Annotated in this window: 22 protein-coding genes and 2 tRNA genes; 9 read left to right on the forward strand and 15 right to left on the reverse strand. The window is 45.5% G+C overall.

Annotation, left to right across the window (positions count from 1 at the left end; genetic code table 11):
• Positions 1 to 6 precede the first annotated feature (6 nt).
• Positions 7 to 91 (forward strand) — tRNA-Tyr (locus NL646_RS08240).
• A gap of 81 nt (positions 92 to 172) precedes the next feature.
• Positions 173 to 257: transfer RNA gene (locus NL646_RS08245), tRNA-Tyr, on the forward strand.
• Between the two features lie 473 nt (positions 258 to 730).
• Here the strand turns inward: NL646_RS08245 and NL646_RS08250 are convergent.
• A complete protein-coding gene (locus NL646_RS08250; protein ID WP_005495957.1) occupies positions 731 to 1,603 on the reverse strand; it encodes a Tim44 domain-containing protein in 873 nt (290 codons plus the stop codon).
• 289 nt (positions 1,604 to 1,892) lie between these two features.
• On the opposite strand from NL646_RS08250, the gene NL646_RS08255 reads away from it, so the two are divergent.
• The 3 genes from NL646_RS08255 (at position 1,893) to NL646_RS08265 (ending at position 5,436) form a co-directional block, all read left to right on the forward strand.
• On the forward strand, positions 1,893 to 2,483 hold the full coding sequence (locus tag NL646_RS08255) for a TetR/AcrR family transcriptional regulator (RefSeq protein WP_005456899.1): 591 nt from the start codon (positions 1,893 to 1,895) through the stop codon (positions 2,481 to 2,483).
• 17 nt (positions 2,484 to 2,500) lie between these two features.
• Positions 2,501 to 4,375: an MFS transporter gene (locus tag NL646_RS08260; protein ID WP_253664075.1), complete on the forward strand. Its 1,875-nt coding sequence runs from the start codon at positions 2,501 to 2,503 to the stop codon at positions 4,373 to 4,375.
• 128 nt (positions 4,376 to 4,503) lie between these two features.
• Positions 4,504 to 5,436: a YeiH family protein gene (locus NL646_RS08265; protein ID WP_253664076.1), complete on the forward strand. Its 933-nt coding sequence runs from the start codon at positions 4,504 to 4,506 to the stop codon at positions 5,434 to 5,436.
• Here the strand turns inward: NL646_RS08265 and NL646_RS08270 are convergent.
• From NL646_RS08270 to NL646_RS08300, 7 genes are all read right to left on the reverse strand, one after another.
• The gene (locus NL646_RS08270; protein WP_020904044.1) at positions 5,429 to 5,617 is read right to left on the reverse strand and encodes a hypothetical protein; all 189 of its coding nucleotides are present in this window, start codon (positions 5,615 to 5,617) and stop codon (positions 5,429 to 5,431) included. The two genes, NL646_RS08265 and NL646_RS08270, sit on opposite strands and share 8 nt — an antisense overlap.
• 144 nt (positions 5,618 to 5,761) lie before the next feature.
• Entirely contained in the window at positions 5,762 to 7,204 is a 1,443-nt protein-coding gene (menE, locus tag NL646_RS08275) for an o-succinylbenzoate--CoA ligase (RefSeq protein WP_253664077.1), read from the reverse strand.
• The gene (gene menC, locus NL646_RS08280) at positions 7,189 to 8,178 is read right to left on the reverse strand and encodes an o-succinylbenzoate synthase (protein WP_005456942.1); all 990 of its coding nucleotides are present in this window, start codon (positions 8,176 to 8,178) and stop codon (positions 7,189 to 7,191) included. Before menC ends, menE begins: the two co-directional genes overlap by 16 nt.
• A 126-nt stretch (positions 8,179 to 8,304) precedes the next feature.
• Positions 8,305 to 9,171: a 1,4-dihydroxy-2-naphthoyl-CoA synthase gene (menB, locus tag NL646_RS08285; RefSeq protein WP_005482536.1), complete on the reverse strand. Its 867-nt coding sequence runs from the start codon at positions 9,169 to 9,171 to the stop codon at positions 8,305 to 8,307.
• Positions 9,172 to 9,197: 26 nt separating this feature from the next.
• Positions 9,198 to 9,992, reverse strand: a complete 795-nt coding sequence (menH, locus tag NL646_RS08290; protein ID WP_253664078.1) for a 2-succinyl-6-hydroxy-2,4-cyclohexadiene-1-carboxylate synthase — start codon at positions 9,990 to 9,992, stop codon at positions 9,198 to 9,200.
• A complete protein-coding gene (gene menD / locus NL646_RS08295; protein WP_253664079.1) occupies positions 9,979 to 11,694 on the reverse strand; it encodes a 2-succinyl-5-enolpyruvyl-6-hydroxy-3-cyclohexene-1-carboxylic-acid synthase in 1,716 nt (571 codons plus the stop codon). The genes menH and menD overlap by 14 nt, the downstream gene beginning before the upstream one ends.
• Positions 11,691 to 12,998 carry an isochorismate synthase MenF gene (locus NL646_RS08300; RefSeq protein WP_253664080.1) on the reverse strand — a complete coding sequence of 436 codons (1,308 nt, stop codon included), beginning with the start codon at positions 12,996 to 12,998 and terminating at the stop codon, positions 11,691 to 11,693. Before NL646_RS08300 ends, menD begins: the two co-directional genes overlap by 4 nt.
• Before the next feature lie 216 nt (positions 12,999 to 13,214).
• On the opposite strand from NL646_RS08300, the gene NL646_RS08305 reads away from it, so the two are divergent.
• The 3 genes from NL646_RS08305 to NL646_RS08315 all read left to right on the forward strand — a co-directional run bounded on the left by NL646_RS08305 (position 13,215) and on the right by NL646_RS08315 (position 16,451).
• The gene (locus tag NL646_RS08305) at positions 13,215 to 14,429 is read left to right on the forward strand and encodes a pyridoxal phosphate-dependent aminotransferase (RefSeq protein WP_005456922.1); all 1,215 of its coding nucleotides are present in this window, start codon (positions 13,215 to 13,217) and stop codon (positions 14,427 to 14,429) included.
• A gap of 90 nt (positions 14,430 to 14,519) precedes the next feature.
• Positions 14,520 to 15,104: a 5'-deoxynucleotidase gene (gene yfbR / locus NL646_RS08310; protein ID WP_005482513.1), complete on the forward strand. Its 585-nt coding sequence runs from the start codon at positions 14,520 to 14,522 to the stop codon at positions 15,102 to 15,104.
• 12 nt (positions 15,105 to 15,116) lie between these two features.
• Positions 15,117 to 16,451 (forward strand): anti-phage deoxyguanosine triphosphatase, encoded by a 1,335-nt coding sequence (locus NL646_RS08315; protein ID WP_041954079.1) that lies wholly within the window; start codon positions 15,117 to 15,119, stop codon positions 16,449 to 16,451.
• 6 nt (positions 16,452 to 16,457) lie between these two features.
• Here the strand turns inward: NL646_RS08315 and NL646_RS08320 are convergent, their stop codons facing one another.
• A complete protein-coding gene (locus tag NL646_RS08320) occupies positions 16,458 to 17,072 on the reverse strand; it encodes a tRNA-uridine aminocarboxypropyltransferase (RefSeq protein WP_005482520.1) in 615 nt (204 codons plus the stop codon).
• A 3-nt stretch (positions 17,073 to 17,075) separates the two neighbouring features.
• Between NL646_RS08320 and rrtA the strand changes: the two genes are divergently transcribed.
• Complete coding sequence (gene rrtA, locus NL646_RS08325) at positions 17,076 to 17,627, forward strand: rhombosortase (RefSeq protein WP_253664081.1); 552 nt, start codon at positions 17,076 to 17,078, stop codon at positions 17,625 to 17,627.
• Positions 17,628 to 17,717: 90 nt separating this feature from the next.
• On the opposite strand, the gene NL646_RS08330 is transcribed toward rrtA, so the two are convergent.
• The 6 genes from NL646_RS08330 to clpP form a co-directional block, all read right to left on the reverse strand.
• Positions 17,718 to 18,002, reverse strand: a complete 285-nt coding sequence (locus tag NL646_RS08330) for a ComEA family DNA-binding protein (protein WP_021449594.1) — start codon at positions 18,000 to 18,002, stop codon at positions 17,718 to 17,720.
• A gap of 150 nt (positions 18,003 to 18,152) precedes the next feature.
• Positions 18,153 to 20,012, reverse strand: coding sequence for a peptidylprolyl isomerase (gene ppiD, locus NL646_RS08335; RefSeq protein WP_078531612.1), 1,860 nt, complete (start codon positions 20,010 to 20,012; stop codon positions 18,153 to 18,155).
• A gap of 199 nt (positions 20,013 to 20,211) precedes the next feature.
• Positions 20,212 to 20,484: an HU family DNA-binding protein gene (locus NL646_RS08340; RefSeq protein WP_005382341.1), complete on the reverse strand. Its 273-nt coding sequence runs from the start codon at positions 20,482 to 20,484 to the stop codon at positions 20,212 to 20,214.
• Positions 20,485 to 20,676: 192 nt separating this feature from the next.
• Positions 20,677 to 23,028: an endopeptidase La gene (gene lon, locus NL646_RS08345; protein ID WP_005493728.1), complete on the reverse strand. Its 2,352-nt coding sequence runs from the start codon at positions 23,026 to 23,028 to the stop codon at positions 20,677 to 20,679.
• Between the two features lie 131 nt (positions 23,029 to 23,159).
• Positions 23,160 to 24,440 (reverse strand): ATP-dependent protease ATP-binding subunit ClpX, encoded by a 1,281-nt coding sequence (gene clpX, locus NL646_RS08350; RefSeq protein WP_005460618.1) that lies wholly within the window; start codon positions 24,438 to 24,440, stop codon positions 23,160 to 23,162.
• Between the two features lie 71 nt (positions 24,441 to 24,511).
• Entirely contained in the window at positions 24,512 to 25,138 is a 627-nt protein-coding gene (clpP, locus tag NL646_RS08355) for an ATP-dependent Clp endopeptidase proteolytic subunit ClpP (RefSeq protein ID WP_005460620.1), read from the reverse strand.
• Positions 25,139 to 25,189 lie beyond the last annotated feature (51 nt).

Genomic DNA, 25,189 nt, shown 5'->3' on the forward strand with positions numbered 1-25,189 from the left:
CACCCTGGAGGGGTTCCCGAGTGGCCAAAGGGAGCAGACTGTAAATCTGCCGGCTCCGCCTTCGATGGTTCGAATCCGTCCCCCTCCACCATATTCTTTCTTGTGATTATGTCATGAGAAAACACTTGGAAAGCCGTGTTGGGAAAACACTTTCTAAGTATAAAAATACTCTGGAGGGGTTCCCGAGTGGCCAAAGGGAGCAGACTGTAAATCTGCCGGCTCCGCCTTCGATGGTTCGAATCCGTCCCCCTCCACCATATTGAAAAAGCCAGCTCATCGAGCTGGCTTTTTTCGTTCTATACATCGTAAGATCAACACCCATTCTAACAATCTCTCGCTTGCCCCACTGTGTCGCATTCATGTTCTACGAACTCCTAATGTAGCTAAGATCTTCAACCAATACCGACACATTGCTTTAAGCCAAACTCAACGTTAGAACCGATCTTTTAACAGGTAAGAGTTCTTCGACAAGACACTGAGTAGTATTAACTTTCTAAATCTCTCAAGAATAGACACAACAAAATACTAACTGAGCTATCCCAGATACCAAATGGCTAAGTCATTAGACTGCTAAATCATAAAACGACTAAGTTGTATTGTGCTTAGCTACGGAGCATTTCCTTTCGCTTTTACCTGTAGAGCTATCTCCGCTCATCCAACAATTAACAGATACAAAAAATCCCGCTAAATAGCGGGATTTAATTAAGACTAAATTGAACGAGCTTGGTGATTAACCTTGAATACCAACAATCAACCAAGGTGCATTCGGTACCGTTAGGTCACGCTCTAGGTGCCAGATATCTTCAATATCTTCCTCTACACCTTCTGCAGCATCACGGTAACGGCCACTAAATTGCAAACTTAATTGTGCTTTGTTCGCATCGTATTCAGCACGAACGATCTCTGCATCGACATACATCACATCAGTGTGCTGCTCACCTTCTAGCTTCGCGCGCTCAGCTTTCAGATCTTCAAATAGACTTGGAGAAACATATTCTTCAATAGTGTCTAGTTGGTTGTGGTTCCACGCACCTTGCAAAATGCGGTAGTGCTCACGAGAACCGTTAATAAACGCAGCTTGATCGAAACCCGGTGGGTAATTGTGTGGTACATCTGTTTGAGCACCAAAACCGGTGAAACCGCCTGCGTTTGTATTTGGTTGTTGTTCAAAGTTCTGCATGTTCGGTTGTTCAAACTTTGACGCGTTACCACCAAATGCCGGTTGTTGACGTTGCTGGTTCATACTGCCCTGCTTCGCACCTAACATTCCGCGCATAAGCTTAAAGATAATAAAGGCAATTAAACCAATGATTAGGATATCCATAAACTGGATACCTTCAAAAGCACCACCGAAGAACGCAGCAAGTAGACCACCAGCTAGAAGGCCTCCTAATAGACCGCCCATCAAACCTTTCTTGCTAGAAGACTTGGTCGTTTGCTCTTTACCGATCGTATTGGTGTTTTGTTGCTGCTGTTTAGGTGCAGGTGCTGTTTTGTAGCTCTTACCAAAAGACTTACCACCACCAAACTTCTTCGCTTCTGCGATAGGAGTGACAGCAACGGTAAACATTAATAGAGCAACAATAGAAAATAAACGTTTCATCGTTATCCTTAAAGTTGACGATTGTTATACCCACGCAACCTCAGGTAAAAGAAGCCGTTTGGGTACATCTCAGATTGTGCTCCAAACCTTGTACATACAAGCAGTAGCACGCCAAAGATGATTGTTGGTTCATCATACTCCGTATGTCACCTTATGAAAACAATCTAAAGAGTCTGACATGTATCAGAATATTGCCAAACATGTCGCCTTCTGACGTGATTGCGCGGTTGACGCTCATTAAGTAGCTGTCTATCATATTGAACGTTGTTCAATAAAGCAGTTTGAGAGTATGGCGCGCAGAAACGATCACACCAGAGAAGAGTTGATTAACTTGACCTTAACGACGGTCAAAAATTTTTTAGATGAGAACTCTTACCACGAACTTAGCCTTCGTAAGATCGCTAACATGATTGGTTACGTGCCAAGCACCTTGGTGAATATTTTTGGTAACTATAATTTGTTGCTACTTCATGCCGTGGCTCAAACTTTAGATGAGTTATCGCAGGAAGCGCTAAATGCAACAAAAAGCAGTAAAGATGCTCATCAAGCACTTTTTGAACTTGCATACTGCTACCACGATTTCGCGCAAAAACATCCTTACCGTTGGCAATTGGTTTTCGAACACAACATGAACGGTGCCGAACTTCCAGAATGGCATGCGAAACGTATTGATGGCATGACAGGCATGCTCGAATCATTACTCGCACAAATCGCTCCTCAACGTACGGAATCCGAAGTCATTCAAGCGAGTCGCGTACTATGGGCTGGCGTACACGGCATTACTCTTCTTAGCGTTGATGACAAGTTTTTCTCAAGTGAGCCTGTAGATGGTAAAGAGTTAATCAGTAACTTGCTTTCTAACTACATCATGAACTGGTAACAAACAAAGGATTATCCATGTCATCCGACAGACAGCCGTCCTTGCTTACGCAAAGAAAGTTCCTGCCCTATTTTGTTACTCAGTTTTTTGGCGCTTTCAACGACAACATTTTTAAAAACGTTTTGTTGCTGTTTGTCGCTTTCGCTGGTTCTAGCGCATTACCCATTTCTAGTAATTTATTCATAAACTTAGCAGCTGGCTTATTCATTCTTCCATTCTTCCTTTTTTCTGCCTCTGCTGGAGTTTTGGCGGATAAATACGAGAAATCGTGGTTTATTCGCAAAGTAAAACTGTTTGAAATCGCTATCATGCTGCTAGGCGCCGTTGGCTTTATAACAGAAAGCTATGGTGTCTTACTTCTGCTGCTTTTCTTAATGGGTACGCAATCCGCGTTCTTCGGCCCCGTCAAGTACGCGCTTCTTCCTCAGGAATTAAACGCTAAGGAACTGGTACCGGGCAATGCCTTGGTTGAAGCCGGGACATTTATCGCCATTCTTATCGGCACGCTCGGTGCAGGCATTATTGCTTCTGCTGACAACGCGAAATATCTGGCCGCTTTCTGCGTGGTTCTATTTGCCCTGCTCGGTTACTTATCCAGTCGCTCGATTCCATTTGCTGCGGCAAGTGCCCCTGAACTTAAATTCCGTTGGCGACCTTATCAGCAAACTAAGCACACGCTGGCGATCGCGAAATCCGATCGCATCGTATTTCAATGCATCATGGCCATCAGTTGGTTTTGGTTTCTCGGTGCTGCATATCTTACTCAGTTCCCAAACTTCACCAAGGTCTATCTGAACGGTACAGAAAGCGCCGTATCTTTCTTACTTGCCCTCTTCTCTGTAGGGATTGCTCTAGGCTCACTGGCTTGCAACTGGATCTCAAATCATCGAATCGAAGTGGGCATCGTGCCAATCGGTGCCTTAGGCATCACCATCTTCGGTTACTTAATGGCGACATCAGTACCAACTGAGCTACCTGAGTTCGCAAACTTCATTGAATTTGTTCGTTTCGAGCCTTTCTGGCCACTGTTTTTCTATCTGCTCATGATAGGAGCATCGGGCGGATTATTTATCGTCCCACTGTATGCCTTAATGCAGCACCGAGCGAAGGAGACTGAACGAGCGCAAGTGATAGCAGGTCTGAATATCTTTAACTCGCTATTTATGGTGGGCAGCGCGATCCTTGGCATTATATGCCTAAGCGTAGTAGAGATGAGTATTCCACAATTGTTTGCGCTTCTTGCAGTGCTTAATTTCTTAGTCGCGGCATATATCTTTCTACAAATCCCGATTTTTGTGGTTCGCTTTGCAATGTGGATGCTCACGCACACCATCTATCGTGTTAAACACAAAAATCTGCACAACTTACCTGGGCATGGTGGTGCATTGATTGTGTGCAATCATGTGAGCTACATGGATGCCCTGTTACTGAGTGCCGTATGCCCTCGTTTGATTCGCTTTGTGATGGAAGAAGATTACGCCAACCTGCCGCCGCTAAGACGCTTTTTACGCCGTGCTGGCGTGATACCAATTTCTGCTAGCAACCGAAGTTCTATTCGTCGAGCATTTAACGACGTCGAAGAAGCTCTCAATGAAGGCCATATTGTCTGTATCTTCCCTGAAGGGCGATTGACCTCCGATGGCGAAATGAACGACTTCATGCGTGGCATCGACATTATTCTGCGTCGAAACCCAGTACCTGTGATTCCGATGGCATTGAAAGGATTGTGGGGTAGTTATTTTAGCCGCGCTAAAGGACGAGCATGCAGAGGGCTCCCGACTCGCTTCTGGTCCAAATTGGAAATTGAAGCTGGCAAACCGGTAGATCCTAGCTCAGCCACCGCACAAACTATGTTCGAAAAAGTACACGCATTGCGCGGAGATTGGCGATAAACAAAACGTTGAGAATTATTTGAGCACACGTTTAGATTATCTGAACGTGTGTTCAAATCATTAAGACAAACTGACCAGATACAGTGCGATATACTCTCGCTTTCACTAACGACAATGAATCATAAATCTTGAACAGAAAGTACATCCCCTTTGGACTGGCACTGCTTTTTTGCTTAACTCCTTTTGTGTCATCCCCTATTGCACTTGTTATTGGCTTCTTACTTGCCAGCTTTGGCTTAGTTCCTACTGAGTCACCCATCGCCTCTTTCACCAAAAAACTGCTTTCTTATTCTATTATCGGTTTAGGGTTTGGTATCAATTTTGAACAGGCATTGTCTGTCACGTCAGATGGTATCGGGCTAATTATCGCTACGATTGTCGGCACACTCGTCATTGGCTCACTCATCGCCAAAGTAATCAAACTCGAAACGACGACTGCGTATCTCATTTCATCCGGAACTGCGATATGTGGTGGCAGCGCAATTGCTGCGGTCGCACCAGCAATCAGAGCCAAAGATGAACAAATAGGTTTGGCACTCGCTACCGTTTTTGTACTCAACTCTCTAGCGTTGTTCATCTTCCCCGTCATTGGTCATGCGTTAAACCTAGACCAACACACCTTTGGGACATGGGCGGCAATTGCGATTCATGATACTTCGTCTGTTGTTGGCGCTGCCTCTGCCTACGGTGAAGAGGCACTGACAACTGCAACCACGCTCAAACTGGCGCGAGCCTTGTGGATCATTCCTGTTGCTTTGATTAGCACCGTGATTTTCTCACGTGGGAACAAAGAGAACGGTTCGAAAAAGTTAGTGATTCCTTACTTCATTTTCTGGTATTGCGCGGCCATCGCCTTTAGTGATTTCTTTCCACAATTTGAGGTGGTGTATCACGGTATTTTTACCATTGCGAAGCAAGCTCTGGTGGTGTGCTTATTCTTGATAGGATGTAGTATTTCGATTTCGAAACTGAAATCTTCGGGTCCTAAACCGCTGTTGTTTGGTGTGACTTTATGGGTATTAATTTCCACCACATCACTAAGCTGGCTAGTACTTAGATAATCGTTGTCGACTTATCGCGTTGGTCGGAGGTTGACTCTGGTTTGTCACTCTTGAGCGCAAACACCAACGCGATAGCGATTAAAAACGCCGTCAATTCCGCTAACGAGCGAGTGAGCCCTTCACTGCTGATTGCGATGCCAATTTGTAATACCACTGCTATCAATAAAACCAATTTCACCATTCTGAAGCTTATGCCTTTCTGCTCTACGTTAAGACATGATTATGATTCAGAGTTATAAGGTTACGAAATTCCCTTTCCGACTAACACATAGCAAAATTGACTAATCTTCGCCTCATTTCCGCCGGGCAAATGAGCACCAGCTATTTAACGTTGATTATCTAACTCATAAAGCAGCCACTCTTTTACCGCTTTACGCGAGACTTTAATTCCACCTTCTAACAAGGCTTGTGGCATCAAATAGTAAGCGATTGGCCATTTAAACTTCTCAAGCTTTTTCCGCAAGTATTGCTCGAATTCCTGTTGGCTCAGTAACGCTTCTGATTGAATAACGGCTATAGGACGATGACCGAACTCAGCATCTTCGACTGGCACGACAATGCTCTGAATGACGCTTGGGATTTGGTTCAATACTGCTTCTATTTCCTCACAGTGAACGTTTTCTCCACCTGAGATAAATTGATTATCGGCCCGACCGATGATCTTTAACTCATCTCCTTGCCAAGTACCGAGATCCTTACTGTCGAACCAACCACCCTCGTCCACGAATGCCGTCACTTGACCTTGGTGAAAATAGCCTGAAGCTAGCGTTTGTCCACCAATGTAAATGCGCTCATCAACCAGCTTAATCTTACGATTTTTTAGTAAATGCCCAGCATTGCTTACGTCATTGATCTGTTTTGCCGTAACGGTAGATGCTGCCTCGGTCATACCATAACCTAGCCACGTCTCGATGCCTTTTTCTGTGGCTCTTACCGCCAACTCATGAGCCACATGGCTGCCCCCCAGCAAAACGTGCGTCAGTGACAGTTCAACATCATCATCTAGCAAGCGTTTAAGTTGAGTCGCCACTAAAGAGGCGTGTGAAACCGCGAAGATATCGTCTGCCAGTCTTCCCGTGCCGATTTTCAATGTTGCGCCAACAAACAACCAGCGATAGACAATCGCAAGGCCGGAAACATGATAAAGTGGAAGCGACAACAACCAAGTGTCTTGTTGATGGAAGGTGAACTCACAAAGTAATCCCTCTGCCGAAGCGAGGTGCTGTCGATGCGTATGAACCACCGCTTTCGGTGCCCCCGTTGAGCCTGAGGTAAACACAATCGAAGCCAACCTGTCGTGCTGATAGTCATCCTCAGTTTTTTCAACCACGGTATCTACCGTAGGCAAAGTGAGAAAAATCGCATTTAATGCTGCTTTCTCTTCGCTAGAGTAAGCGAACTCACAATCCGGAGTAAACCAAACAAAACGTGTTTGATGATCGCCGTACAGTGTGCAGAGCTTACCTTGTAGCGCCTCGATTGGCTGAGGCATAGTCAACGCGGTGATAGCGCCTAACTGTTGCGCAGCTAAATAAAACAATACTGTTTCAACTTGGTTCTTCCCTACCAGAGTCACCACATCATCGCGCGTAACACCTTGCTGCAAGAGCGATTGCGCGTATTGAGTAACACGAAGCGAGAGCTGTTGCCAATTCAATGTTTCTTGAGGTGTTGCGAGTGCAATAGAAAAAGGGCTCGTTTGAGCCCAATACTTCCAAGGTGGAATCGCACTATGTTCTGTAGAGAATGGCTCTATGCTGAATGCCACACTAACTCCTGCTCAGACAAAGGAAGCACAGGAAGTTCGCACTTTGGCCAACCTTGCTCTAGCTGCGCTTTGAACAACCCGATAGTGTCCAAACCAGGAACTTCATCAGGCAACTGCCATTGCGCCAAACGTGCTAATTGGTTCAAGCCAAGGCTCGACTCAATGCTTGAGCTGATCACCGCTTTCATTCCTAACGCTTTTGCTTTTTCGATCAATTTAATGCAGAAATCGACGGAGCCGATTAATGTCGGTTTGATAATGATCGCTTTCACGCCTGTCAGATCTTCAAGGCTAAAGTCTTCTCGACGAACGGCATCTTGCAGCGTTTCATCCCATGCAATCGCGATACCAGTATTAATGGCAAAAGACATGCTGTCGCCAGGAGCTCGGCATGGCTCTTCCAAAAACGTAATTCGTTGGCGAAGAGACGGTGTAATGTACTTAGCAAACTGCTGCGCTTTTTCGGGAGTCCAAGCACGGTTCGCATCCAGTCGAAGCGTTAATTGAGGGATAGATTCAAGGAAGAGATTCACAAGCATGCCGTCGCGAATGGGCTCATACAAACCCACTTTAACTTTCGCCACTTTCTCACCTTCCATCTCGTTGAGTTTTGGAATCAACTCATCGGGATCGCCCGTACACAGTGGAGCAGTTTGATATTTGCCTTGCGTCGGCAAACCACCTTCTAACTCCAATTGAGCCATAGATAAGCCAAACGCAACCGAAGGATACATATTGGCATAATCAACCGGTATACCCGCGACCCAGCGTTCAGCCTGTTCTTGTAACTGAATGCCAGCCTCTTCGGTACTTTCCAAGCTAAAACCAAAAAGCGGTGCGACTTCACCTAATCCCGTGTTCTCGCCATCAGATAGCTCAACAATGTAGCCGATGCGTTCCGTCAGCTTGTTATCACGCAGTATTACGCCACTGTCCATTGGAAGGCAGTAACGGTAAATCTTTGCTTTACGCATAATTCCTGTCCTATTACGTACAACCCAAGCTTGCTGGCTATAAGAACGAACCATCCTCCCTGAGGGCGAGGCGCTCGGGACTAAAAACGAAGCAGAGGAGCACTCTGGCTCCTCTTTATTTACGGATTATGGGTTACGAGGGAACTTGTCGAAATCTGGGCGACGTTTCTCGTTGAATGCGTTACGACCTTCTTGTCCTTCATCTGTCATGTAGAACATCATCGTTGCGTTGCCCGCAAGCTCTTGAAGACCAGCTTGACCATCACAATCCGCGTTCAATGCCGCTTTCAGGCAGCGTAGCGCCATTGGGCTATGCTGAAGAACTTCACGACACCATCGAACGGTTTCTTTCTCTAGATCTTCTAGAGGCACAACCGTGTTGACTAAGCCCATGTCTAACGCTTCTTGCGCGTTGTAGAAACGACATAAGAACCAGATTTCGCGCGCTTTCTTCTGGCCTACGATACGGGCCATGTAAGACGCGCCCCAACCACCATCAAATGAACCCACTTTAGGGCCCGTTTGACCAAACTGTGCGTTGTCCGCTGCAATTGTTAGGTCACACATCATGTGCAGTACATGACCGCCGCCAACAGCCCAACCCGCTACGGAAGCAATAACAGGTTTTGGACACGTACGAATATCACGTTGGAAGTCCAATACGTTTAGGTGATGCGTACCTTGGTCATCTTTGTAACCGCCGTAGTCGCCACGAATCTTCTGGTCACCACCAGAACAGAATGCATCTTCACCCAAGCCAGTTAGGATGATAACGCCAACACCTGAGTCGTAGCGTGCATCTGCCAACGCATCAATCATCTCTTTTACCGTTTGAGGGCGGAACGCGTTACGCACTTGAGGGCGTGCAATGGTAATTTTCGCGATACCATCTTCAGACTTGTGGTAATGAATATCCTCGTATTTCTCGCCGCAATCTTTCCATTGAACCGGAGCGTAAAGTTCTTCTTCAGAAATGCCTACTGTTTTAGCCATGGTGATTCCCATTGTTCTCGTTGCTCTCACTGAAAGTGAGAATGAATTATTTGCTTAATGTGCATCGCAAACTGCTTTGGCTGCTCTTGATGAACGTTATGTCCTGCGCCTTCAATTTGTCGATACGCCAACCCGCTTGTTTGTGCCAGTTGGCTAAATTTTTTGTCTTTCACGCCACACACATAATAAATGGGTATGCGCTGTTGTTGCAGTGCGGGCAGTAAATACGCCTGCTTGGCTAACGATGTTGCCATCAACATGTTCGCAATTGCCGAGCCAAGATTAGCACTTCGCTTGGCAATTAATGTTTGTCTTTGCTCATGGTTTAGTGAAGAAAACACCGCTTGTTGATACCAATCGCTCAAAACACGTTCAAGTGGTTCACTCTCGAAGCGCAGTGCCCATTTTTGGTCATTGTGCAATCTTGCCTGTATCTCTGACTCTGTTTGAAGCCCGAAGTTTCCCCCTTCCACAATCGCGCCGACAATATTGAGATCTGAGAAGCACTCACCAGCAAGACCGTGCATTGCGATTCTTCCACCCATTGAGTAGCCAATCAAAATAAGTGGTTGTTGCGGAGGAAATAATAAAGATAGTGTGGAATTAAGAAGTTTGCAGCAATCATCGAGATCGTTGCACTTTGTAAACTGGCTGCGACCATGACCAGGAAGGTCTATAACGACTCGTTCAAACTGAGTCAGCTCATCCAAACAAGCTTGCCAATCAGCACCACTTCCTAAAAGGCCATGCAAAAACACCAGAGTGGGAAGCTCACCACTTTGGTGTTTTTTAGTTGGAGAGAGACGCTCAGAGTGAAGCATGCAGGCTCTTATTAAATGCCTTTATCAACTCTGCGGCTTGGCTTGGTGGGGTTTGAACTTCCACCAGCAGTGTGCCTTGGCCGCTCGACAGGTGCTCGGCAATCATTGCTTGATACATTTGTAATGTAGTTGGCTTTTCATACTTTAAGCCAAACTGCTTAGCTGCATGTTCAAACTGATAACCGTGGGGCATTTGGTAGTACGCAGTGCGATGCTCCTGAGGCACTGGCAACATATCGAAAATCGCACCACCATCATTGTTTGTGACCACAAGTACTGACGGCAGATCATTACGAGAAAACAGCGCGAGCGAGTTGAGGTCATAAAGCGCCGATGTATCTCCGATGTACATCAATAGCGGCTTGCCTCGTGAGCGCTGCACACCAGAAGCTGTGGCAAATAGACCATCAATACCCGACGCTCCGCGATTGGTAAACACCTCAGTATTTAATCGGCCAAACATATCGACTAATCGAACAAACAAGCTGTTACCGAGAAAGACATCGACGTTCTGCGTTCGCTCTTCAATGTCAGCCGCTAACGCGATTTCATTAAGCGTTGAAGCTGATGAAGACAGAAACTCATCGCGAATGTGAGCGCGAACATGGGCTATATCGGTCAGCAATCCATCAGCCCACCCTTGAGTACTTGAGCTCTTAACATCAACACGCTCGACCCAACTTTTAGGTGATGCAGCCCAATGCAATTGCGGAAGGTGTGTTTGGTTATCTCGGCTTAAACTTGGCGAGATAAACCAGTACTGAACATCTCGGCCTTGTTGGCTTTGCGACACCTGTTTATTAATCCATTGGTTCAATCGCTTAGATATGATGCGGCTACCAAACTGGAGCACCAAATCACATTCGTCGAGTTGGCTAGCCAACTTAGGCTGTTGTAACCACAAATCATAATGTGACCAATGGGAGCTAACTCCACTTTGCGGATCCGCCAATACAGGCCACCCCATTTGCTGTGCAAACGCTTTTGCCACTTGCGCGTGATCAGCAGGTAAGCTGCCAATAACAACCACTCCTTTTCTATCAGCACAAAATGGAATGTCACGAAATGATGGACTGACGAATCGTTGAGTATATGTTTGACCGCCTTTGCGCCACGCTTCGACACTGTTCAGGTAGCTTTGGTAAGCGCTTTTTTCCCCGTCAGAATACAGCGGCTCAGGAAAGGCGCAGTTAATGTGAACCGCGCTGCCATGTAACTGCTGGTTAAACATCACCTCATCAACCGAAGTGAGTAACCAGTTGAGCGGCGTATTTAAACTCGGACTTGGCAAGTTCAAATTTGCCGATACATGATGCGAAAAAATCCCAAGCTGATTAATTGCTTGGTTTGCGCCACAACCGACGAGTTCAACAGGGCGGTCAGCAGTAAGCAAAACCAGTTTTTCGCCCGTTAATTTAGCTTCTGCTACCACAGGCAACAAGTTTGCGACCGCAGTGCCAGAAGTCACGATAACGGCTACCGGCTCTTGGCTCGCTTTCGCCAAGCCAAGCGCCATAAAACCTAATCCACGCTCATCAAAATGAGTATGAATGGAAAAATTTGGCTGTTCCGCCGCTTCTAAAGTCAAAGGAGTCGAACGCGATCCCGGCGCGATACAAACATGCTTCACACCAAATCGGTGAAGCTCAGTCAAAATGGTCTCTGACCAAATTCGATTGAGAACCGCTTGATCGTAACTCATGATGCCACTCCAAGCGGCGGATGATCGGAAATCAACGTTAACAGCGTCGACATCTTTTTATCTAACTCAGCCCATTCGTGTTCAGCAACTGATCCAGGAACAATACCCGCTCCAGCAAACAGCTGAACTTGATCGCCAAGCACCAATGCACTTCTTATTGCCACACAAAACTCTGCGCGTTCATGGCTGATGTAACCCATAGAGCCAGCATACCAGCCACGAGCAAACGGCTCGTTATCAAGGATGAACTGCATCGACTCTTTACGAGGCAAACCTGCCACTGCGGCCGTCGGCTGCAATGCAGAAAGCAGTTGTACGCCATTTGTGCCTGTTTTTAAGCTTGCATGAATATTGCGCTTGAGGTGCTGCACCTTACGTAAACGCACCAATCTCGGTTCGGTTTCTACTTCTACCATTTCGGAATGAGGAGAAAGGCGTTCCACGATATCGTCCACGACGTACTGGTTTTCGTTTAAGTTTTTTGAATCCTGAGATAACCAGTTCGCCAACTCCATATCATGAGTGGCATTGTCGCCGCGGCCAATAGTGCCCGCTAAAGCTTCGGTATGAAGCTCATGTCCAACACGAGAATACAAACGCTCTGGCGTAGAACCCATAAAACTGTGTTTGCTGTCTAAACTCAGCAAGAAATGAAAGCTGTGATGGTTGTTCAAATAGCTCGCTTTAAGCAGTTGTGCAGCGCTCAACCTGTTATCCAGTTGGACAGTAGAGCAGCGAGCCAACACAACTTTTTTAAACTCATCATTCTCAATCCCAGTCAGAACTTTATGTACCAGCGCATCCCACTCGGATTTGACAGGAGTATGAACAATCGAGCGAATGTGTGACGAGATCGGAGGTAAAGCGGCGACATCGCAAATAAGCTTTATCAAGCCTGCAAGCGTGCGCGCTTTGTCTTCAGTTAGGTTAACCGCAAGTGACCACTGCTGATCAAATCGAATCAGTTCAATTTGAGGCAAAAAGAAAAAAGAAGGCATGCAACGACGATTTTTTTCGTGCTGGCCATCAAACGATCGCCCGCCCCATACTCGCTGCCCTTCACCAAGAATGGTATAGGCAGGACCCGGCTCAACAAAAGAGTGCAACTGTCCTAGCGCGACGACCTCTTCACGAGTATCACGGGATTGCCAATAAAACTTGGGGAAAAGTGGTTGTGCATCAAGCCAATCAATAAATGCGAAATTCGGTTTTTCGCTGAGGGGCTCGACCAGACGTACTTGATTGCCTTCCGTGTGCTGAACTCGCTCGATAATTCTTTTTACGGCTTGATGGAACTCTGACAAATCAACCTCGAAGTATGTGAGGATAAAGGTAACTGACGGCTACTCTAAGTTTAGACCCAAAGCAAATCAAGGTCGTATGCGATCTTTTGCAAAATCCTGTGATAGCAAGCGAGCAAAAGTTAGCCTGCAAACGGATAATTTACAGATTTATATTCTAATAAAAAACAAATTATTGTATTTTAATAAAGAAATTAACGAATTTTTAGGAATTATACAATGCAAAATATCGGGATGTCGTCAAAACTCGACAATGTCTGCTACGACATTAGGGGTCCTGTACTCAAACATGCTAAGCGCATGGAGGAAGAAGGGCATAAAATCCTAAAGTTGAACATTGGTAACCCTGCCCCATTTGGTTTTGACGCCCCTGATGAGATTCTTGTAGATGTAATTCGTAATCTACCGACCTCTCAAGGCTACTGTGATTCCAAAGGCATTTACTCTGCGCGTAAAGCGGTGGTTCAACATTACCAACGCAAAGGCATTCGTTCTTTAGACGTAGAAGATGTGTACGTCGGTAATGGCGTGTCTGAGCTGATCGTGATGGCAATGCAAGCGTTGCTAAACAACGGCGATGAAATGCTCATCCCTGCGCCTGACTACCCATTGTGGACGGCATCAGTAGCGTTGTCTGGTGGCAACCCCGTTCATTATTTGTGTGATGAACAATCGGATTGGTATCCAGACCTTGATGACATCAAAAAGAAAATCACGCCGAAGACCCGCGGTATTGTTCTGATCAACCCGAACAATCCAACAGGTGCTGTATATAGTCGTGACTTCTTGCTTGAAGTGATTGAGATTGCTCGCCAACACAAGCTGATCATTTTCGCTGACGAGATTTACGACAAAGTGCTTTACGATGGCGCAACACACACTTCTGTTGCGACGCTAACGGAAGACGTACTTGTGATGACCTTCAATGGTTTGTCGAAAGCTTACCGTGTATGTGGTTTCCGCGGTGGGTGGATGTTCTTAACTGGTCCAAAACACTTAGCACAAGGCTACGTTAACGGTCTAGAGTTGCTCTCCTCTATGCGTCTTTGTGCCAACGTGCCGATGCAACATGCGATTCAAACCGCGCTAGGTGGCTACCAAAGTATCAATGAGTTGATCTTACCTGGTGGCCGATTGCTAGAGCAGCGTAATCGCGCGTTCGAGCTGATCAACCAGATCCCAGGGGTATCTTGTGTGAAACCCAAAGGTGCCATGTACTTATTCCCTAAAATCGATACCAAGATGTACAACATCAAGAATGACCAGCAGATGGTGCTCGATTTCTTGAAACAGGAAAAAGTACTGCTAGTACAAGGCTCAGGTTTTAACTGGCCAAAACCAGACCATTTCCGCATTGTGACTTTGCCACACGTTGAAGACCTGGAAACCGCAATCGGACGCTTCGAGCGATTCCTATCAACCTACAGCCAGTAAAGAATCACTGGTAGTAATTAGTGTTGATCTCTCATATGCTTAGAGGAACTCCTAGTGAGTTCCTTTTTTATACCAGAAACGGAGAAAGCCATGAAAGAAAGCCATTTTTTCGCCCACTTGGCACGAATGAAGCTTATCCAACGCTGGCCTTTGATGCGCTCTGTATCACCAGAAAACGTTTCGGAACACAGCTTACAAGTCGCATTTGTCGCTCACGCACTCGCGTTAATTAAAAACAAAAAGTTCGGCGGCACGCTTAATCCTGAACGCATTGCTCTTCTCGCGATGTATCACGATTCAAGTGAAGTGCTCACTGGTGATTTGCCTACTCCCGTTAAGTACTACAATCCCGAAATCGCAAAAGAATATAAGAAGATAGAAGCCGCTGCCGAGCACAAATTACTTTCTATGTTGCCGGAAGAATTTCAGGAAGATTTTGCCCCATTTCTACTTTCTCATTCGTCTCACGAAGAAGACTCTCAGATAGTAAAACAGGCCGACTCCATCTGTGCGTACTTAAAATGTTTGGAAGAACTAAGCGCAGGTAACCATGAGTTTGCCTTAGCGAAAAAGCGCCTAGACGTCACTTTACAAGAACGTAAAACGCCAGAAATGGAATACTTCCTTAATACATTCGCCCCAAGCTTTGAGCTATCGCTGGATGAAATCAGTTAGCCAGTTTAGTTTATGGAGATAAACGTGTCGTTTGAATTACACTCTTTGTGGCAAGAGCGCCACGATGATGAGCATAAAATCCGCCGTGATGACCACCGCAGCCCCTATCAACGTGATAGAGCGAGAATCCTGCACTCTGCGGCATTTCGACGCCTACAAGCGAAAACTCAAGTTCATGGCAACAGCTTGGAAGACTTTCATAGAAGTCGACTTACTCACTCGTTAGAAGCGGCCCAATTAGGCACGGGTATTGTCGCGCAACTTAAAAAGAAACAGTCTGAATTTAAAGAACTATTGCCCTCGGACAGTTTGATTGACTCTCTGTGTCTCGCGCACGATATCGGCCACCCACCATACGGACACGGTGGCGAAGTCGCATTGAACTATATGATGCGTGACCATGGTGGCTTTGAAGGCAATGCGCAGACTTTTCGTATTGTGACCAAATTGGAGCCATACACTGAGCACTTCGGGATGAATCTATCGCGCCGAACTTTGTTAGGTTTGATCAAATACCCAGCACTCATCAGTCAGACTCGTTCAGTCAAGCTGCCAAACCCTGCAGAACATCAACGCCGATTAAAAGCCAAAGAATGGAGCCCAGCGAAAGGCATCTACGATTGTGATAAAGATCTGTTTGATTGGGTTATCGCTCCACTCAGCGAGAATGACAAAAGCCTGTTGAGCCAAATGCGCTATCGACCAGACTCCGATTTAGAGCACAGCAAAACGCGCTTTAAATCCCTCGACTGCTCCATTATGGAGCTCGCCGATGATATTGCGTATGGCGTGCACGACTTAGAAGATGCCATTGTGCTGGGTATGGTCACACGTCAACAATGGCAAGAAGGTGCTGCAAGTCAGTTAGCTGATTGCGGTGATCCTTGGTTTGAAGAACATATCGGCTCTATTGGACAAATGCTGTTTAGCGGTAAACATCACCAACGCAAAGATGCGATTGGCGGTATGGTCAATGCCCTACTTACAAGCATCTCTATTAAAGTGGTTGATGAACCATTCCAAAACCCTTTACTGGCATGGAATGCTTGTTTAGAACCGCATATGGCGAAAGCGCTAGATGTGCTTAAACATTTCGTCAGTCAGTATGTCATTCAAGTGCCGCAGGTACAGATTGTCGAATACAAAGGGCAACAAATCATCATGGATATATTCGAAGCACTAAGTGCCGATCCTGAACGATTGTTGCCAATACACACAAAAGAGCTTTGGCAGAGTGCAACTAGCGATAGTGGCAAAATGCGAGTCATTGCCGATTACATATCCGCAATGACCGATGGTCATGCGCAAAAGCTACACCGCCAATTGTTCTCTTCTATTGTTTTGTAGACTGTTCTACTTGTTCAAATAATTCTTTTCAAATACGCCCGGAGGCATCTGGGCGATTTGAAATTCAATCATCCTGTCAAAAGCATTGAGTAGCGGCGAGAAGTCGTTATCCGGCTCCAATAAACTCAACGCATAAAACCCTGCTTCCACTGTCGAAAGACTGTTGTCTGAAGGCGCTTTACGAATTGTATAGTGACCTTGTAAATCCTCGGGAAGCTTTACTGTGGTTAAAGTGTGCAAGTTGGTGGAAAGCTGCCACATTTTATAGGCTTTTTTCCACGTGCCATCGAGCAAAATCAAGCGTGTTTTTCTTGTGCGCTCGCTCTCGGTACACGCAATGTCTGAAAGGCACTGTGATTGCTCCGACGGATAAAGGATAAAATGCTGATACGCTTCATCGGTGAGTAACGCGTTTAACTGTGCGTCGTCAGAAAAATCCTCGCCAATCAAACAAGTACAGTTCTTTAAACTCAAATTGAGAATCCGTGCCGTACCAAGTGGACGATGCGCTTCACTCGTATGCTGAAGAATGATAAGTTCAACCCCGCTTGCTAGCGGTACGATCCATTGGCAAATACAGGCTTTGCGCGATTTTCCACACTGAGAACAATAACGAGACATAGAGTGAACCTTTATACATTGCTGACCATCATCAGCGTTATCTGCTTAGTACTACAATTCGAACCAATGGCGAGCCTCACCGAATGGCACGCTTACAACATACGTCATGGTGAATGGTGGCGAATCGTAACAGGAAATCTCACGCATACCAACTTTGCCCACCTTGGAATGAACTTGGCAGGATTATGGGTTATCGCGTTTATATTCCGTCCTAGTGCACGCAACTTCTCGATTGTTTTTCTTTTGCTTTGTGCCTTTGTCGGCGCAATGAACTTACTGACTAGCATGTCAGTCTATGTCGGCTTGTCTGGCGTCTTACACGGTTTGTTTGGTTTTTGGGCTCTCAGAGAAGTGTTTGAAAACAGAAGAAGTAGCCTACTCTTAGCCGCCGGACTTATTGCGAAAATCGCATGGGAGCAATTTTATGGCCCTTCAACCAGCACTGCTGCAATGATAGGCGCTCGTGTTGCTGTTGATGCACATCTGTTTGGTGCAATGGGAGGCTTAGGTATGGCATTAGTAGAGAAAGGATTCCATCGCCGTATATTTGGATAAAAAATCCCGAACCACGAAAGAGGGTTTGGTTCGGGAAAGCAGTAACCGGAAACGAAAACTCATTAAGAATACAGTGGTCGAAGCCCGCGTTTATAGAAGAATGCGGTCTTCGTTTTTCTTGATGGTTGCTTCACCAATTCCTTTTACATTGGTTAAATCAGCTGCTGTTTTAAATGGGCCGTGTTCGGTACGGTAGTCAACTATGCTTTGCGCTTTCTTTTCGCCAATACCTTTCAGCATCGTTGCTATCTCTTCTGCAGAAGCAGTATTGATATTGACCGTAATTTCAATTCCTTCATATTTATCAGCCTTGGTATCAGCGGCCAAACTGAGTGGTGCGAACACCACTAAACACAAGGTTAAAATCCATTTCATATTGAACATATACACTCCAAATTAACGCTCTGAAATAATCCGCCCTAATGTAGGCAAACACTCATCGTCATTGAAGTTTGTTTAAACAAAAATAAAACGGGCCGCTTACGCGACCCGTTTTAGTTAACATGCAAATTACATAATTAGTGCTTAGTTGCTCACAACAAAGTACTCAATGTCTGTGTTAGCACGCAATACAGCGAGAACAGAAGATAGATCCTGCTGAGATGATGCACGTTGCATTTGCATCGCAACTTGATCTTCTAGCGAACTATCTAGTTCCGCTTTCACAGCATCCAGTTCAATCACTACGATGTTGCCTTCAAGGTCTTTCGACTGACCGTAGACAGGTTTGCCATCTACTGGCTTCGCCATTGCAAAGACGGTAGTTGCTAGTGGCGAGCGACGGTCAACGGTCTCTTGCTCACCAAATGTTAGGTTGTTTTCCGCAAGAACAGCCGTATTGCCTTCATTCAGAGCAGCTACCACTTTTGTACCTAGCTCTAGGGCACCTTGCTCACCTTTAACGCGAGATAGTTCCGCCACAACTTGGTCTTTCACTTCAGCTAATGGAAGCACTGTTTCGTCACGAGAATCTTCAACACGAACAACAATAATGTGCTCAGGCGCAACTTCAATCGCTTCAGAGTTCAGACCGTCTTCTTTCACTTCTGGGCTCAGTAGTGCTTGCATAACGGCTTGGTTGCGTAGAACCTCAGGAGCATCAACTTGAGAGATGAAATCTGTTGTCTTCACTTCTTGGTTAATGGCTTTAGAAGCATCATCTAGTGAATCAGGGTACTCAAAAGCAACACGCTCAAGCTCATTTTGTAACTCGTAGAATTGATCCACCGCTTTTTGGTCTACTAGCTCTTGCTTAATCTCCGCAGCCACTTCATCAAATGGTTTTGCAACGGCATCTTTCAGCTCTTCTAGCTTGATAATGTGGTAGCCAAAGTCAGATTTTACTAGACCAGACATGTCACCTGGGTTCTTAAGTGCAAACGCAGCTTCTTCAAAAGCAGGATCCATAACATCACGTTCGATCCAACCTAAGTCGCCGCCGTTTTCAGCACTACCGAAATCATCAGATTTCTCTTGCGCTACCGCAGCAAAATCTGCACCTGCGTTCAATTCATCTAAGATAGCTTGTGCTTTTGCTTCATCATCACCTTCAACAAGAATGTGCGCCACTCGGCGTTGCTCTTCTGAAGAGTATTTGTCTAGATGCTCGTCGTAGTATTTCTTAACGTCGTCATCTGTTACTTGAATCTGCTTCTTAAGTGCTTCAGCAGACAACTCAACGTAAGACACTTTCACTTGCTCTGGACGAGTGAAGTTATCTGGGTTTGCTTTGTAGTAAGCTTGAATTTCTTCGTCAGTTAACTCAACTTTCTTCGCAAACTCTGCCAAATCGATGGTTACAGTGCGGATGTCGCGTGTTTGGGTAAACAGTTTACCCTGAGATTGAACTTCGCCTGGAAGAGTAAACTCACTGCTTTGAAGCGCTGTTAGAAGCTGCTCACGCACCAATTCACGACGCATGTACTCAGCAAAAGAATCAGGAGAGAAACCTGCACGACGTAGCGATGCTTGGTAAATTTCTTGATCAAACTGACCGTTAGATTGGAACTGAGGCATTTCAAGAATCATGCTACGAACTTGAGCATCGCTGATTCGTAAGCCAAGTGCTTCAGCTTGTTGGTCAAGCAATACGTCATTAATCATACGATCAAGCACTGATTTGCGGAAAGATTCAACGTATGCAGGGTCAGCCAACATTTGAGAGAAGTAGTCACCCAATTGAGCTTGCATGCGATTGCGCTCATTTTGGTAAGCCATCTCGAACTCACCACGAGGAATCTCGGTGTTACCTACTTTCGCTGCTGAATTGTTGCTGCCATTCACTAGGTAGCTACCTACACCGGCAAATACGAAAGACAGGATGATAAGTCCAAGGATAATTTTGACCGCGATGCTATTCACGCCTTCGCGTAGTCGATCCATCATAATTTAACTGCTCTCCACAATTGAAGCGTACGGCTTCTAATAGAAAATATAATGACGCGATAATATCAGAAAAAGAAATGCGCATCAGTATGATGCGCATAATTTAAAAAAGTTCGGCTCGAAGTTTGTAAATTTTTGTTCGAAACTTATTGTTTGAGCAAAAGTTATTCAAATGGCCGGCAACAGAATCACGCTTTAATTAGTTACAAGCGTCTTTCAGTGCTTTACCTGCTTTGAAAGCTGGTACTTTTGCTTCTGCGATTTGGATTTCTTCACCAGTTTTTGGGTTACGACCAGTACGTGCAGCACGAGTGCGAACACTGAATGTACCGAAGCCAACTAGAGCAACTTGATCACCAGACTGAAGTGTGCCACTTACTGCTTCGATGAATGCATCTAGAGCACGACCCGCTGACGCTTTAGAGATGTCTGCATTTTCTGCGATTTGTTCTACTAATTGAGTTTTATTCACTGTGATTTCCCCTTTGTGCCATCTGTGATTATTTTTGTGATGACTTTTCGTTCCATAGTTAAGAAAATATGCTCCAACCCTTATTTTTCAAGGGCTGGCAGCTATCGAAACTAACTTAGCGCCCAAAAAAAACGCTGACAAGCCTTTTTAGGCTTATCAGCGCAAACTTTTACTTATTTTTGCTGCACATCACTATTTTTTAGCTTCAAACTCAACGCCTGTCGGGTCTCGCTCTAGTGCAACTTTAAGTACTTCATCAATCCACTGAACAGGGATAACTTGCAGATCTGCGATAACATTCTCAGGAATCTCTTCCAGATCACGCTCGTTATCTTTCGGGATAAGCACTGTCTTTATGCCGCCACGGTGTGCTGCAAGTAACTTCTCTTTTAAGCCACCGATTGGTAATACTTCACCACGTAGGGTGATCTCACCCGTCATCGCAACTTCAGCTTTTACCGGGTTACCTGTAAGAGCCGATACCAAAGCAGTACACATTGCTGTACCCGCACTTGGGCCATCTTTCGGCGTCGCACCTTCAGGCACGTGAACGTGGATGTCTTTTTTCTCGTAGAAATCTGAGTTAATGCCCAGTTTATCTGCACGAGAGCGCACCACGGTCATTGCAGCTTGGATAGACTCTTGCATTACGTCGCCCAGTGAACCTGTTTGAGTAAGCTTGCCTTTACCTGGCATAGATTGAGTTTCAATCGTTAATAGATCGCCACCCACTTCAGTCCAAGCTAGACCAGTAACTTGACCAATTCGGTTGCTTTCATCAGCTTTCCCGTAATCGAAACGTTGAACACCCAAGTATTCTTTTAGGTTGTCCATCGTTACCGTCACTGATTTGATGTCTTTATCTAGCAGGATGTTCTTCACTGCTTTGCGGCAGATCTTAGAAATCTCACGCTCAAGACCACGCACACCCGCTTCACGAGTGTAGTAACGGATAATACCGATGATTGCTGAATCTTCGATGACTATCTCGTTTGGTTTCAAGCCATTACGTTGCACTTGTTTTTCAACAAGGTGACGCTTCGCAATGTTTAGTTTTTCATCTTCGGTGTAACCGGATAGACGAATCACTTCCATACGATCAAGCAACGGACCAGGAATATTCATCGAGTTAGACGTTGCAACAAACATCACATCAGACAAGTCGTAATCCACTTCTAGGTAGTGGTCGTTGAATGAGTTGTTTTGTTCAGGGTCTAATACTTCAAGCAACGCTGAAGCCGGGTCACCACGCATGTCTGAAGACATTTTGTCGATTTCATCCAGAAGGAAGAGAGGGTTTTTCACACCAACTTTCGACATTTTCTGAATCAGCTTACCTGGCAATGAACCAATGTAAGTACGACGGTGGCCTCGAATCTCTGCTTCATCACGCACGCCACCTAGGGCCATACGTACGTATTTGCGGCCAGTAGCAGATGCAATTGAGCGGCCAAGCGATGTTTTACCCACGCCTGGAGGACCAACAAGACAAAGGATTGGACCTTTTAGCTTGTTAATGCGGTTTTGAACTGCCAAGTATTCCAGAATACGCTCTTTCACGCGCTCTAGACCATAATGGTCTTCGTTTAGAATCTCTTCCGCTTTCGCAAGATTTTTCTTCACTTTAGAACGCTTAGTCCAAGGTACACTTACCATCCAGTCGATGTAGCTACGAACCACGGTCGCTTCTGCGGACATTGGAGACATCATCTTAAGCTTTTGCAGCTCTTGCTCTGTCTTTTCACGTGCTTCTTGCGGCATTTTTGATTCGTCGATCTTCTTTTGCAGAGTCTCAAACTCATCAGGAGCGTCTTCCATCTCACCCAGCTCTTTCTGAATCGCTTTCATTTGCTCATTCAGATAGTACTCACGCTGAGACTTCTCCATTTGCTTTTTCACGCGACCACGAATGCGTTTCTCAACTTGTAGCAAATCGATCTCTGATTCCATCTGGCCCATTAGGAACTCTAGACGCTCAGTAACATCAATAATTTCAAGCACTTGTTGTTTGTCAACAAGTTTAAGAGGCATATGTGCCGCAATCGTATCAGCTAGGCGTGCCGCTTCATCGATACCATTCAGTGACGTTAGCACTTCTGGTGGAATCTTTTTGTTTAACTTAATGAAGCCTTCGAATTGGTTGATTGCGCTGCGAACAATCACTTCTTGCTCACGTTCATCCAATTCTGGTGTTACGATGAATTCCGCCTCAGCTAAGAAGAAATCACTTTCTTTGAAATGATTAATTTTTGCGCGCTGCTGACCTTCAACCAGTACTTTTACTGTGCCATCAGGGAGCTTTAGAAGTTGGAGAATGGTAGCTACCGTACCCACTTCGAATAGGTCATCAACCGTTGGTTCATCAGTGTCAGCTTGTTTTTGAGCCACAAGCAGAACTTGTTTGTTTGTTTCCATCGCCGTTTCTAGACAGCTAATCGATTTCTCACGACCAACAAACAATGGAATCACCATGTGCGGGTAGACCACTACGTCACGTAGAGGTAATACCGGGATCTCGATACGCTCGGAACGTTCCAAGTTCATATAATTCTCTCTTCCGCTTTCACGTTTAACGTATTACTTAAGGCAGTATATGGGGGCTAATTGTTTGGATTCAATAAGAGAAATAAAAAAAGGAGGTAATTACTTACCTCCTTTTTCATTCATGGCTGGATTTATTCTGCTCCAGCTGCCTGATTGTCGGCATTGCTGTAAATAAGCAGTGGTTCTGACTCACCATTGATGACGGATTCATCAATCACGACTTTACTTACATCTGTCGCAGATGGCAGTTCGTACATGGTTTCAAGCAGAACACTTTCCAGAATTGAACGCAAACCACGAGCACCTGTCTTACGTTCCATTGCTTTCTTCGCGATAGCACGAAGGGCATCTTCACGGAATTCAAGCTCTGCGTTTTCTAGCTCAAACAATGCTGCATACTGCTTGGTCAGTGCGTTTTTCGGTTCACATAGGATCTGAATCAACGCTTCTTCATCAAGCTCTGTCAGTGTTGTTGTCACAGGAAGACGACCAATGAATTCTGGAATCAAACCATACTTCACTAGATCTTCTGGCTCAACCTGAGTAAACAGTTCGCCGACGGTTTTGGTTTCGTTCTTCGAGCGCACTTCTGCACCAAAGCCAATACCAGTACCCGTAGCTACACGCTGTTCGATAACTTTATCTAAACCAGCAAATGCACCACCACAGATGAACAGGATCTTAGACGTGTCCACTTGTAGGAATTCTTGCTGTGGATGCTTACGACCACCTTGAGGTGGAACTGAAGCAACCGTACCTTCGATAAGTTTCAATAGCGCTTGCTGAACGCCTTCACCAGATACGTCACGCGTAATTGATGGGTTTTCAGCTTTGCGAGAAATTTTGTCAATTTCGTCAATGTAAACAATGCCGCGTTCAGCCTTCGCTACATCGTAATCACATTTTTGCAGAAGCTTCTGGATGATGTTTTCAACGTCTTCACCCACATAACCAGCTTCGGTTAGTGTGGTTGCGTCTGCCATTGTGAATGGCACATCCAAGAATCGAGCTAGCGTCTCAGCAAGCAGCGTTTTACCACTACCTGTAGGACCAATTAGAAGGATGTTACTTTTACCAAGCTCCACACCTTCGCTCGTTGTATCACCATTGCGTAAACGCTTGTAGTGGTTATATACCGCAACTGCGAGCACTTTTTTCGCGTAATCTTGTCCGATCACATAGTCGTCAAGGTGTTCACGGATCTGTTTTGGCGTTGGTAACGCTTCAGATTCTTTCTTAGGGAGAACATCCTTGATTTCTTCGCGAATAATATCGTTACATAGGTCGACACACTCGTCGCAAATGTAAACTGACGGACCTGCGATTAGCTTGCGAACTTCGTGCTGACTTTTGCCGCAGAAAGAACAGTACAGCAATTTACCGCTGCCACTTTCTTTGCTTTTATCTGTCATTCGCTAACCTCTTAGCCTTTACTCTTCATGAATGAGTGTATATCAATTTTTGCCAAAATGCGCTGGCTAAATTACGCGCCGCGATGGCTCAACACTGCATCCACGATACCGTATTCCACAGCCTGCTCTGCTGACATGAAGTTGTCACGATCGGTATCGCGTTCAATCACTTCAAGAGGCTGGCCAGTATGTTCTGCTAACAGGTTGTTTAGCTTCTGTTTAATGGTCAGGATTTCCTGAGCATGGATTTGGATATCAGAAGCTTGACCCTGGAAACCACCTAGTGGTTGGTGGATCATCACACGTGAGTTAGGAAGAACGTAACGTTTACCAGCTGCACCACCTGCAAGCAGGAATGCGCCCATAGAACAAGCTTGGCCCATACATACAGTGCTTACATTTGGTTTAATAAACTGCATTGTGTCGTAAATTGACATACCTGCAGTTACGCTGCCACCTGGAGAGTTGATGTATAGGAAAATGTCTTTATCTGGATTTTCAGATTCTAGGAAAAGTAGCTGAGCCACGACAAGGTTTGCCATGTGGTCTTCCACTTGACCAGTTAAAAAAATCACGCGCTCTTTAAGTAGACGTGAGTAGATGTCGTAAGAACGCTCGCCTCGGGAAGTTTGTTCAACCACCATTGGTACTAGTGCGTCCATAATTGGCGACATTGCATTTTTTTCTTGGTAGCTCATATTCTTATGTCCCTAAAATAAATGGCCCGGATGATGACTATCATACGGACC

The organism is Vibrio sp. Y20_XG_PY13, assembly GCF_024181925.1.
Classification (GTDB): domain Bacteria; phylum Pseudomonadota; class Gammaproteobacteria; order Enterobacterales; family Vibrionaceae; genus Vibrio; species Vibrio parahaemolyticus.